This window comes from Microbulbifer sp. MI-G (assembly GCF_030440425.1).
GTDB lineage: Bacteria > Pseudomonadota > Gammaproteobacteria > Pseudomonadales > Cellvibrionaceae > Microbulbifer > Microbulbifer spongiae.
On the sequence record NZ_CP098023.1, the window covers coordinates 4,225,337 to 4,237,389 of the forward strand.

General features: G+C 56.4%; 11 protein-coding genes and 1 tRNA gene. 8 read left to right on the forward strand and 4 right to left on the reverse strand.

All coding sequences use genetic code 11. The annotated features are described in order from the left end of the window. Nucleotides 1–282 precede the first annotated feature (282 nt). Entirely contained in the window at nucleotides 283–1,182 is a 900-nt protein-coding gene (locus M8T91_RS17445) for a hypothetical protein (protein ID WP_301415496.1), read from the forward strand. A gap of 208 nt (nucleotides 1,183–1,390) precedes the next feature. On the opposite strand, the gene M8T91_RS17450 is transcribed toward M8T91_RS17445, so the two are convergent. Beyond that, a complete protein-coding gene (locus M8T91_RS17450; RefSeq protein WP_301415497.1) occupies nucleotides 1,391–1,891 on the reverse strand; it encodes a TIGR02444 family protein in 501 nt (166 codons plus the stop codon). Nucleotides 1,892–1,992: 101 nt separating this feature from the next. Between M8T91_RS17450 and M8T91_RS17455 the strand changes: the two genes are divergently transcribed. After that, nucleotides 1,993–3,912: an ATP-binding cassette domain-containing protein gene (locus M8T91_RS17455; protein WP_301415498.1), complete on the forward strand. Its 1,920-nt coding sequence runs from the start codon at nucleotides 1,993–1,995 to the stop codon at nucleotides 3,910–3,912. A 131-nt stretch (nucleotides 3,913–4,043) separates the two neighbouring features. Here M8T91_RS17455 and M8T91_RS17460 read toward each other — a convergent pair whose 3' ends face one another. Together M8T91_RS17460 and M8T91_RS17465 are read right to left on the reverse strand one after the other, a co-directional pair. Beyond that, on the reverse strand, nucleotides 4,044–4,886 hold the full coding sequence (locus M8T91_RS17460; protein ID WP_301415499.1) for an outer membrane beta-barrel protein: 843 nt from the start codon (nucleotides 4,884–4,886) through the stop codon (nucleotides 4,044–4,046). A gap of 1,245 nt (nucleotides 4,887–6,131) precedes the next feature. Beyond that, a tRNA-Arg gene (locus M8T91_RS17465) sits at nucleotides 6,132–6,208 on the reverse strand. Nucleotides 6,209–6,488: 280 nt separating this feature from the next. Here M8T91_RS17465 and M8T91_RS17470 point away from each other — a divergent pair. Beyond that, complete coding sequence (locus M8T91_RS17470; protein WP_301415500.1) at nucleotides 6,489–6,905, forward strand: c-type cytochrome; 417 nt, start codon at nucleotides 6,489–6,491, stop codon at nucleotides 6,903–6,905. A 126-nt stretch (nucleotides 6,906–7,031) separates the two neighbouring features. Here M8T91_RS17470 and rep read toward each other — a convergent pair whose 3' ends face one another. Then, a complete protein-coding gene (gene rep / locus M8T91_RS17475; protein WP_301415501.1) occupies nucleotides 7,032–9,065 on the reverse strand; it encodes a DNA helicase Rep in 2,034 nt (677 codons plus the stop codon). Nucleotides 9,066–9,188: 123 nt separating this feature from the next. Here rep and M8T91_RS17480 point away from each other — a divergent pair, with 123 nt between their 5' ends. The 5 genes from M8T91_RS17480 to M8T91_RS17500 all read left to right on the forward strand — a co-directional run bounded on the left by M8T91_RS17480 (nucleotide 9,189) and on the right by M8T91_RS17500 (nucleotide 12,020). Then, a complete protein-coding gene (locus M8T91_RS17480; RefSeq protein WP_301415502.1) occupies nucleotides 9,189–9,437 on the forward strand; it encodes a DUF3565 domain-containing protein in 249 nt (82 codons plus the stop codon). Nucleotides 9,438–9,439: 2 nt separating this feature from the next. Then, entirely contained in the window at nucleotides 9,440–9,895 is a 456-nt protein-coding gene (locus M8T91_RS17485) for a YaiI/YqxD family protein (protein WP_301415503.1), read from the forward strand. A 39-nt stretch (nucleotides 9,896–9,934) separates the two neighbouring features. Further along, a complete protein-coding gene (locus M8T91_RS17490; protein WP_301415504.1) occupies nucleotides 9,935–10,408 on the forward strand; it encodes a GNAT family N-acetyltransferase in 474 nt (157 codons plus the stop codon). Nucleotides 10,409–10,423: 15 nt separating this feature from the next. Further along, nucleotides 10,424–10,993, forward strand: a complete 570-nt coding sequence (locus M8T91_RS17495) for a GNAT family N-acetyltransferase (protein ID WP_301415505.1) — start codon at nucleotides 10,424–10,426, stop codon at nucleotides 10,991–10,993. A gap of 838 nt (nucleotides 10,994–11,831) precedes the next feature. Further along, the gene (locus M8T91_RS17500) at nucleotides 11,832–12,020 is read left to right on the forward strand and encodes a hypothetical protein (RefSeq protein ID WP_301415506.1); all 189 of its coding nucleotides are present in this window, start codon (nucleotides 11,832–11,834) and stop codon (nucleotides 12,018–12,020) included. Nucleotides 12,021–12,053 lie beyond the last annotated feature (33 nt).

Consider the following 12,053-nt stretch of genomic DNA (forward strand, 5'->3'; position numbering starts at 1 on the left):
CACACTGTGCAGGACACCACATCCCCCCGTAGGGTTCCGATTGGCACTGCTTAAAATGCACGACCTGCGCTTTTTTCACTGCGTTCGGCATACATTTTTTTTAAAAACAGCGCTATTATCAGTCACTCACCGGTTGTTGTTCCGGACTGTGTGAGATTCTTTCCGGTTTCGGAGCGATGCACAGTGCGCACGCCTCTACTTGAACGGTGTCGTTCGTGTTTAGGCAAGGCAAGTGCACTGCCCGGATGTGCCAATCGATAATAAACGTCAGGACATTTACTCATGGCTGCAAAACGAAAAGCTGTCAATCCGGTCGCAGAACTGGAAGCGCAAATATCCAAACTCACTGTCAAGCTGGATAAAGCCCGCAACAAAAAGGTTACCGATGCCGAAAAGGCGGTATTGAAAGCCGGAAAGGCTTTCACCACGGCAAAAGACAAACTGGCCGGGGCCAAGGCCAAACTCACAGGCGCCCGCACCGCGGCCAAAGCTAGCAAGACCGCCGCTACCAAAAAGCGCGTCGATAGCGCCAAGGCCAATGTCGAGAAGTGCAGCGAAACACTGCAGCTCGCCAGAGCCTCTTTCGCCGATGCGAAAGCACTGCAAGCCCTGGCGAAAGCCGAGCGCAAGGCAGCCGAGACCGTGCGCAAGGCCGCAGCCACAGCGGCGAGGCAACTTGGCAAGGCCCGGCCCAAGGCCAGCCAGTCCAAGTCCACAGTGGTGAAGAGGACCACGGCAAAAACCACCGTCAAAGCGACTACAGCGGCCAGTGCAAAGCCCACAAAAAAAATCGTCGCCAAAAAGCCCGTTGAGAAAACCACCAAAGCACGCAAGGCTGCGGCAAAGAGTGCAACTCCCAAAGCGAAAAAGCCGCTGACCAAGACTGAAAAGTCAGCAGCACCAGCGGTGAAAAAGGTCGCCAAACCTACCGCCAGCAAAGCGGCAGCCCCCAAGCCCAAGGCACCGGCAAAACCCGCGAAAACAGAAAAATCAGCGAGTGAAAAGCCCAAGAAGGCAGAACCCGGTCAAACAGCCGTATCGCAAAAGGCCAAACCCGATGTGAAAACCACCACCACTCCCAAGCAGGAACTGCCGTTGGAAACCACTCCCCCAACGCCAGGCATTACGCCAGCCACCCCTGCCAACAGCCTGTTTTCCGCGGAGGGGCACAGCGGTGAGTAATTGACCCGCATAGGCCAGCCCCACCACGCCGGCCGATCGCACTTCGCCCTGGGAGGACGCAAACGCCAAACACCGGTTGCGCTTGCGGCCCTCCCCAGGGCGCTGGACAATCCCGGCACTTTGTATTTTTTCTGCAATCCGTACTTCAGCCGCCTGACTGCCCGAGGCATATCCCACGCACAGCTACGGCAGCCGGGGAGCAGGGGGCTTACCCGGTACCCAGGCCTTTCGAACTCGCCAGATAGCTCTCTATCAGACCCACCCAACGGGCCTGTTCCTTTTCTAACAGACCGTATTGCTGAGCGGCCAGCTCCAGGGCCGGGCGATCACCCGACCAATCCCCAGCGCAATTTGTCCACAGCATCGCCAGTTGCAGGCGCTCCAGTTTGAGTTCGTAGCGCTTGCACATCTCGTAGACCCCCAAAACACGGGGGCACAGATACCCCAGTAGGCGGCGCAAATGCCGCAGGCTGCGGATCATTGATCGCCTCGGTAGCAAACTGCGATCGACCACCCGCCAGAGTTCATCACTCAACTGGCGCCCACAGACAGCGGCATAGCTCGCCCACAACATCATACATACGTCAGCACCCCGCCTGTCCTGACAGTGCAGCAGGAAAGTTTTCACATCATTGTGGTGATAAAACACCAGGCTGAACTGCCACAGGGGGTTTTCCTGCAGGAGAGATGGAGGTGCGGTTTGTGTCACGTTAGAATCCTCACTTTTTGTGCACCGGCGCCATCGGCGATGATGCCCGCTGCCGCCGCATAGCCTAGCATCCCTCGGGCTGTTTCCATGAGGTTTTTACAGTGATCAATTTGCAAGGTGTCTCCCTGCAGCGGGGGGCACGGGAACTGTTGCTCAGCGCGGATTGCCGCATTTTCCCCGGCCACAAGGTGGGGATTATCGGCGCGAATGGCTGTGGCAAGTCCACCCTGTTCCAGCTATTGCTCGGCCAGTTGGAGAGCGATGCCGGCCAGGTGGATTTGCCGAACACCTGGCGTATCGCCCATATGGCCCAAGAGGTCGAGGCCAGCGACCAGCCCGCCCTCGACTATGTCCTCGATGGCGACAGAGCACTGCGCCAGTTACAAAAACAGCTGGCGGCAGCGGAGAGCTGCAGTGATACCGATGGTCACGAGTTGGCAGAACTGCACGAGCGTATGGCGAGTATTGATGGCTACAGCGGACCGGCGCGGGCAGCGCAATTGCTCAGTGGCCTGGGATTCTCCCACACCGAGCAACAACGGCCGGTGCACAGTTTTTCCGGTGGCTGGCGCATCCGCCTCAATCTCGCGCGCGCTCTGATGTGCCCGGCAGATCTGATGCTGCTGGACGAACCCACCAACCACTTGGACCTCGATGCCACCCTGTGGCTGGAGCAGTGGCTGCAGCGCTTCCCCGGTACACTGCTGATGATTTCCCACGACCGGGATTTCCTCGACGCAGTTGTCGACGGCATTGTCAGTTTCGAGCGACAAAAACTGGTGTTCTACAGCGGCAACTACAGCGCTTTTGAGCGCGCACGCGCCGAGCGTCTGGCGCAGCAACAGCTTCAGTACGAAAAGCAGCGGGCCGAGCGCGCACATATGGAAGATTTCGTGCGGCGCTTTCGCGCCAAGGCCAGTAAAGCCAAACAGGCCCAGAGCCGTTTAAAGGCGCTGGACCGCATGGCCCGGATCGCCCCGGCCCATGTGGACTCTCCCTTCCAGTTCACTCTGCCGTGCGCAGAAAAAACCTCCAATCCCCTGGTCGACCTGCGTGAGGCAGACATCGGCTATACCGGTAAGGTCGTGGTCCATAAAGTGCAGCTGGGTATCCAGCCGGGCCGTCGTATCGGTTTGCTCGGCCCCAACGGCGCGGGCAAATCCTCACTGATCAAGACCCTTGCCGGGCAACTTCCCCCCCTGAGTGGCGAGCGCCAGTGCGGGGAGCACCTGGCGATTGGCTATTTTGCCCAACACCAGCTGGAAGCCCTCGACACTGCCGCCTCCCCGCTACTACACCTGCAGAGGCTGAGTACCGATGCCAGCGAACAGTCCCTGCGCGATTTTCTCGGCGGTTATGGTTTTGTTGGCGACCGGGTATTTGAGACCGTGGCGGGCTTTTCCGGAGGAGAAAAGGCACGCCTGGCCCTGGCGATCCTGGCCTGGCAAAAACCCAATCTGCTACTGCTGGACGAACCCACCAACCACCTGGACCTGGAAATGCGCCACGCCCTGACCCTGGCGCTGGCGGAGTTTTCCGGCGCTGTGGTGCTGGTTTCCCATGACCGCCACCTGCTCGCCAATACCGCCGATGAATTTATTCTGGTGGCAGATGGACGCGCCGAACCCTACAGCGGCGACCTGGAAGAGTATAAGCAGTGGCTATTGGGCTACAATCGCGAGAAAAAACGCCGCGGGGAAACAACACCGGACACTGCCGGGGACAACACCGGCCCGGTCGGGGACAAAAAAACCCAGCGGCGCACCGCCGCTGCACTGCGCGAGCAGTGGAAACCCCTGGCAAAAAAACTGAAAACCCTCGAGCACCAGTTGTCTTCAGCAGAGAAACAACTGTCCCAAACCCGGGAAAAACTCGCGGACGAAAGCCTTTACAGCGGCGGGCAGCATGAAGAGATCGCCCGACTCAACCAGGTGCAAACCGAACAGAGCGAGAGGCTCGCAGCGCTGGAATTGGAGTGGCTGGAAACTTCCGAACAGCTGGAGGCATTACGCGGTGAATAGCCTGCCCAAAAACGCTGTCGATGCGCGCCCGAACACGAGCCGGACCGGGTCAGAACCCGTCCAGCCCGCCAACGCCGGAAATGTTGTTTCCTGACCCAGCGGGCCGATGTACCCGCCCCGGGAAACCCAGCTCATCGGATACATCCATACTCATCCACGGCGATACCGATCGGGGTATTTGGACACTGGTCCAGATAGGTGGGCACCCCATCAAAATCCGAATCCAAAGGGCATCCATCGAGATGCACATCGATACCAACCGGCGTTTGCGGGCACTGATCGGTTGCATCGATAACCCCGTCGGCATCCTCGTCATACCAGAAATCCGGATATTCAACCCACTGGTAACCTACTGCAATACTGGCAAATCCATCCACCCCGCCCTCTTCTATACCCTGAAAAAGACGCACATCCGCACGCGCCTGCCAGCGCGGTCCCAGGCTGTATTTGATTCCGAGACCGAGATTAAACATCGTCTGGCGATCATCCCAATTGCAATCGTCTCCCGGATATTCAAGTTCGTAACGACAAACATCCGGATATTCATCCTCCCTGTCTGCATAGTAGCGATCCGGTGCATCATCGAACTCTATACGGATCTCACCGATACCAAAGGCAACATAGGGTTGCCAGCAAAAGTTACCGCAGAATTGTCCCGCGAACTGGTAGAGCAAATCCAGGTGATAATTGTACACTTCCACCTTCTCGGGAATTTCCTTGACATTCACCGTAAAGTAATCAACAACGCCTTCCATAGCCCAGTAATTGGTCATATTGAACCCGAGACCAAGGCCGACACCCGTGGTATCCCGCAGGGTGTAATCCTGAAATGGTGTGCCGTTGAGACGATCGTCGTGGAACCAGTATTTGCCGCCTTTCGCATAGAGATTGAGCGTTCCCACAAAGTCAGCATCCACTTGTGCACTCAACACAACAAATAAAAAAACGATACAGCGCAGCTTGGAAGCTACCATGTGATAATTTTCCATCCGTGGCACCAAATTCTATTAGGAATTCATTGCTGTCAAAATCACCTGGCAATGCACTGAAACCACGGACAGCAAATTGCCGTCACTCATTGCAGCGTGATTTTCACTCCCTGCCTGATTCGAACGCCTGTTTATCACACCGAACACCAAACTGCCGGGTGAGCACAGCCTCAAAGAGGTAACCGCCACTGACTGTAGGTCCCTGCAACTCAAAATGCTATCTAACGACGCTTTTGCACCTGGTTTGCTCAGGGGGAATTCAACGAAGCGGAAATCTCTGCCTCATTATCAGTTTGATAAAATTGCGATCAGTACTAGCAGCATAGACTGGAAAAAGCGCATAACGCCCGTAAACAGGACCAGCGCAAGTAATCCCGACGCCAAGTATCAATACCCGATCAAAAGCAATTCCGCTGAGGCCATATAGCGGATTTAACAACGGCGCTGACACTGCAACGCTGTTGTTTTTCCGGAAAAAAATCGCTGCCAAACTATGACAACCGCTTTTTTATGGCATTAAAAAAACAAGCGAAAAGCAATATTCAAGCGACAACGTGCTACCATACGCCTTGTCAGTCCGAGGGCAGGCTGCAACGGATGCGATGTTCAGATATACACAAAAACCGCTCTTCTGAAAAAACTGGACACCGTGGGGCACAGCAAGGCCACCGGGATACCAGTGGATCTCCGTGCATTTCCACAGTTATTGGTTCCTGGATAGCTGATGACAACCCGCCACACAGCCAATCCATTGTTTCTTGACTTAACAGCTGGTTTTCCAGGCAATAGAACAGTGTAGAAACTCCACTCGCGGGGGATGTGACCTATCTCCTCGCGCAGTTGCGATACCAGAAGCTGACAGGCTCCGAGCTGTTGACCCATTATTTTCCTTTCTTACCAAAGGATAAAAAGCAACCCGGCCTCCCGAATCGCTGATTTTTTCTTTGTTGTCAACCCAAGCCAGTGCGCCAAATCCACATAGCGGGTAATGTGCAACAACCCGCTCAAGCAAAAACCGGTTTTCATAGACGGACGACAAACGAGACGGGTTCGGCCGATGGTGATTCAAGGCGGGTTGAAAGTACGTTCTGGTATTGAGGAGTGGTATAAGGCCCTCGGCCATGCACTGGATAGCCACACCGGGATTTCAGTGAGACGTCAAAAAAAGCTGTCTTATGATTTTTTGCAGCACACTACCGCGGTTCTGATCCGATTTGACCAAAAACAAGATGGCCCGCTCGGAGGGATTCGAACCCCCGACTTCCACCTCCGGAGGGTGGCGCTCTATCCAGCTGAGCTACGAGCGGGTAGTGTGGGGCCTGGACCATCAACCCCTGTGGCCTGTTGGAAAGGGCCGATACCCCGTGATCCGCCCCCGGACGCACAAGAACAATGCTGTCTTCTGCCAGGGCAAGAGTGACTGCCGGTACGGAGTGGGCGGAGTATACAGAAGCAGTGCGGGGTGTGAAAGGCATTGTGTCGGCTCAACCGGCCTTTGGCAAGGACTGGTGGTGTGCTTATAATGCGTGGCGTTGAAGTACGCAGTGGTATGGGGTGAATTCTGTTCGGTCCTTTGAGGGGGGTAGTATGAAGAGTATTTTGGGTTTTGTGGCGGCACTGACCGTCAGTGCGGCTGCCGCAGTGGCCCAGTCTGTTGACCAGGAGATTGCCGAGCGTATTGCTCCGGCGGGCAAAACCTGTATGAAAGGTGAGGCATGTGCAGCAGCGGTAGCAGCGGCACCGGAGAGTGCCAGTGCCGCTGGACGCAGTGGCGAGCAGATCTACAACGCGAGCTGTTTCACCTGTCACGCAGCCGGCGTAGCGGGTGCACCCAAGCTCGGCGATGTGGCCGCCTGGGCGCCGCGGATCGCCAAGGGCATGGAGACGCTCTACAGCAACGCCATCAACGGTATCAATGCCATGCCGCCCAAAGGCCTGTGTATGGATTGCAGCGATGACGAAATCAAAGCGACCGTCGACTATATGGTGGAAAAAAGCAAGTAGCCGCTTACGCTACCCGGAGGCCGCTCAAGGAGCGGCCTTTTTTGTTCGCCGGTCATGGCCTATGCCCCACGAGAGTACCAGGCGCTGCTGGCGCAACAAGGATAAAGGTATCGCGCTGCGCGCACCTCAATCAAACATGCGCAACAACGACCCCAGGGTCTCCTCTCCCTTTGTCTGATTCTGCTGCGGCGTGGTTTTGCCGAATCCCTCCCGAATTACATCCTCCTCGGGCAATTCATCCAAAAAGCGGCTGGGCGTGGTGTCCTGAATTTCGCCGAACTGCTTGCGCTTGCCGGCCAGGGTCATCGTCAGCGTGCGCTGCGCGCGGGTGATACCGACGTAGGTGAGACGGCGCTCCTCTTCAATATTGTCATCTTCGATACTGTTGCGATGCGGCAGCAGGTTTTCCTCCATGCCGATCATAAAGACATGGGGGAATTCCAGGCCCTTGGCGGCGTGCAGCGTCATCAGACTGACCTTATCGGTAGCCTCCTCTTCCTCCTGGCGCTCCAGCATATCCCGCAGGATCAGCTTGGAGATGGCCTGTTCCAGGCGGATATCCTGCTCCAGTGCATCATCGGTGCCCGCCATGATCTTGTTGAGGGACTCCAGCAGCCAGTACACATTCTCCATGCGCTTCTCAGCCACTTTCTCACTGCTGGCGTTTTGCGCCAGCCAGCCGGCGTAGTCGATATCCTCCAGCATTTCGCGCAGGGCCTCGCTGGCAGTGGTTTCGCGGCAGTTGCGCTGTACACCCTCGAGCCACAGGGCAAAGCGGTTGAGACGTTCGTAGCCCTGTTCGTTAATCTGGGCCTTGAAGCCCAGTTCGCAACAGGCCTTGAACAGGGAGACCTCGCGACTTTTGGCATAGTGGCCCAGGGTTTCCAGGCTGCTGGTGCCAATCTGGCGGCGCGGGGTGTTGATAATCCTCAGGAAAGCGTTGTCATCGTCGGGATTCACCAGCAAGCGGAGGTAGGCCATCACGTCCTTGATCTCGGTGCGGGCGAAAAACGAGGTGCCCCCGGACATCTGGTAAGGGATTTGGTGTTCCTGCAGCTTCAGCTCCACCAAGCGCGCCTGGTGGTTACCGCGGTAGAGCACGGCGAAATCCCTGAATTTGCAGCCGCGACGGCTTTTTTGCAGGTAGATCTCGTTGGCGATGCGCTCGGCCTCGTCATTTTCGTTGATCATCCTGATCACGCGAATCTCTTCCCCCAGGCCGCGATCGGACCACAGCGCCTTGTCAAACTCATGGGGATTATGGGCGATCAACTGGTTGGCCACTTTGAGAATACGACTGGTGGAGCGGTAGTTTTGTTCCAGCTTGATCAGGCGCAGGCCGGGGAAATCGGTCTTGAGGGCAGTCATATTCTCCGGTCGCGCGCCGCGCCAGGCGTAGATGGACTGATCGTCGTCCCCCACCACCGTGAGACTGCCGCGATCCCCCAGCAGCAGTTTCACCAGCAGGTACTGGGCATTGTTGGTGTCCTGGTATTCGTCCACCAGCAGGTAGCGGATCTTCCTGCGCCAGCGCAGCAGCAACTCCGGGTCACTGTCGAACAGCTGCACCGGCAGCAGGATCAAGTCGTCGAAGTCCACCGCATTATACGCCTTGAGGGCCTCGCAGTAGCGATCGTAGGCAATGGCAATGGCCTGTTCACCGGGGCTCTGTGCCTGCTCCAGGGCCCGGCGCGGTGTGCGCATATCATTCTTCCAGTTGGAGATCTGGTTCTGCACCCGGTCGAGCAGGTCCGTATCCAGATCACCATCGCGCAGCATCAGCTCCTTGATCAAGGCGCGGGCGTCCTCGGCATCGAAGATGGAGAAGCCCGGCTTCAGGCCGGCAGCGCGATATTCCTTGCGCAGGATATTCAGGCCCAGGTTGTGGAAGGTGGATACGACAAGGCCATGACTTGCCCTGGAGCGCTTGCCATCCGGCCCCGCCAGCAGTTTGCCCACCCGCTCTTTCATTTCTCGCGCGGCCTTGTTGGTAAAGGTGAGGGCAGCGATATTGCGCGCGGCGTAGCCACACTGCTCGATCAGGTAAACGATCTTGCGGGTGATGACGCTGGTCTTGCCGGAGCCGGCACCGGCCAGTACCAGGCAGGGACTATCGACATATTTCACCGCTTCCGATTGGCGGGGATTGAGCTGGGTCATAGATGGGGCTACATGGTTGCGCGACGGAAAAGCGGGGGATTCTATCAGCCTTGGCTCGATTCCTCCCAGCACCCGTACGAAGGTTCGCCTGGGCGTGTACTTTGACGGTGGGATTGGCTATAAATGCGCCCTATTCTCTGCCTGTGTCATCCCATGCAACAACCCATTGCCGGTTATCATCTGGATGGAGAGGGTCACTGGGTAGCCGAGCTTGCCTGTGGCCACTGCCAGCATGTGCGCCACAATCCGCCCTGGACCAACCGGCCCTGGGTAATCACTGAGGCGGGGCGCGCATCCAGATTGGGCGTTCAACTCAACTGCAGGAAATGCGATGCGGGGCTGCCGCCCGATAAACTCGAAAAGGCGCTATAGCCATGACAAGAATCTGGGTCGATGCCGATGCCTGCCCGGTGGTCATCAAGGAAATTCTGTTCCGCGCTGCAGAGCGCACTGCAACAGAAATGACCCTGGTAGCAAACCAGGCAGTCAGGGTGCCGCCGTCCCGTTATATCCGCTCCCTGCAGGTGACCGCGGGCTTTGATGTGGCCGACAATGAAATTGTGCAGCGCTGTGCAGCCGGGGATCTGGTGATCACCAGCGATATCCCCCTGGCGGCGGAGGTCATTGATAAGGGCGCCGAGGCCCTGAACCCCCGCGGTGAACGCTACACCAAGGCCAATATCCGCGCGCGCCTGAATATGCGCGACTTTATGGATACCCTGCGTTCCAGCGGCGTGCATACCGGTGGCCCGCCGGCGCTCAGCCAGGCGGATCGCAAAGCCTTCGCCGATCAGTTGGACCGGTGGCTGGCAAAGTGCCGCAACGAATAAGCCTGGGGGTCAACATTGGACAGTTTCAGGCTGGAGCCAATGCGGGCAACACAATTCTCAACACTGATGTCCTGGCTGCCGGATCGACAGCAGTGCCAGCAGTGGGGCGGCCCGCAGTTCCGCTTTCCTTTCAATAGGGCATCTTTCCTTGAGGATTGCCGCTGGCCGGAGTTGCCAAGCTACGTTCTCCAGAACCGTGAGGGTAAACTGCTCGCCTTTGGCCAGTATTACCGACACCTGGGCCGCTGTCATTTGGGACGCTTGATTGTTTCTCCCAATCATCGCGGGACCGGGCTGGGAAGCACTCTGGTTACCCGGCTCGCACAAACCGGTATCAAAGCCTTGGAGGTCACTGAGTGCTCCTTATTTGTACTGCGCACTAATTTGGCAGCACGCAGACTTTATGAAAAGCTGGGCTTTGTGGTGACCGCCTATCCAGAGCAGCGTGAGTGGCTCGACGCCTGTGATTTTATGGTCGCCCCGGCCGAAGGTTTCAAGGAGAACAAATCATAAAATAGTTATTAACCAATGGCTGAACTAATACAACCAAACACCGAACGCCTGCAATTACGCCAGTGGCGAGAGGCAGACAAACCCGCTCTCGCCGTAATGAATACCGACCCCAGGGTAATGGCATTTTTTCCTGCACTACTCACACGGGGAGAAAGTGATGCGGGTGTCGATCGTAACAGTACATATATAGAAGAGTATGGCTGGGGCTTCTGGGCGCTGGAACTTAAAGAGAGCGGTGAATTTCTCGGCTTTGTCGGCATCAAACCAGTCCCCGATGATCTGCCGTTTGCCCCTGCGGTAGAAATTGGTTGGCGCTTGGCCCATCCCCACTGGGGCAAGGGCTACGCCACTGAAGCTGCGCGCGCATCCCTGGCGGTGGCCTTTGAACGTTTACAACTGGCCGAAGTGGCCTCCTTCACTGCCCTGCCAAATCTTCGCTCCCAGCGGGTGATGGAGCGCCTTGGTATGCAGCGGGATGCCCTGGTGTTTGCCCATCGCCAGGTGCCCGCTGAAAGCCCGCTGTCGCGTCACTGCCTGTATCGGTTGACCGCAAAAGACTGGGGCCAAATGGTCGCGGCGAAATAATAACACCAGCACAAAGCACTGTTATTGACCCTGAGCGTTTTTAATGGAGTCAGAGGTGAGTGGGCCAAGTGATTGGAGCCCTTTTTCCGGGCAATAAACTAATGCCTTTTCCGCTATGGTACATGGAGAAGGGGCAAGGTGTTAATCCGTGGGCGATAGGCAAAAAACAATCCCGGATGTCCGGGGAATCAATGCTCAATGCCTTGATGCACAACAAACCACTTCAGCAGCCGGTGGGAACTGAACTTGATGTTACCTGAAGCTTCACCTTGATTGTATTCCTTGCTAAAAGACATTGGGGTTGATCTGCTGCCCTAGCGTCCAACCAGTAAACCGGCGCAAGCGAAAAAAACCAATAAAAAGAGCGCGAAGAATATCGCTCTACCCACGAGACGCCCGGTAACGGAGCGCTCGCAGGTAATCCATCACTACAATAAACTTCAAAAAACAAAGAAGAACCGCATCATGACCGCGTAAATAAGAGAAAAACGCCACCTCCCAGTGCGGACAACATCGAGAGATGGCTAGCCCCAATAGATAACTAAGATATCTAGCGAGGCTGTCTTGAATGATACGCCATACACTCGTTCGCCTTCAATAAACGTCTCCCTGAAGGCGCGTTTTGCGAGTCACCCGGGCACCCGGGGGCGGAGTGTGCTGTGGCGTTGCGTGATGATTGGTGCGGTCTTTTACTTGAGCCGCGCACCGCTCCGGCTGTGCACGCTGCAATTTTCCCTTTGCTTTTTTTCCCACACGGATTACGCCTGCGGCGAGAGAAGCGGCGCTATGGGTTTTTGCCCGGCGTTTCTGTCACAGGCGACATAAGGAACCATTAAAAATGCCTATATTACCCTGTCGACTATTTCAGCCAATGGAACTGGAGGATTATTTCACCTTCACGCTGGTCGCCATCAAGGAGCATACGGTAGATCTGCACATTGCACCCGGTAAGGGTAACCGCGTGATGCGGGCCGTGCATTTCCTGCAGCTATTTGTCGATACTTTAATTAGTGTGAACAGGCCCTAGAAGAAAGTCTCGTATATTTTCGTGGTTTATAAG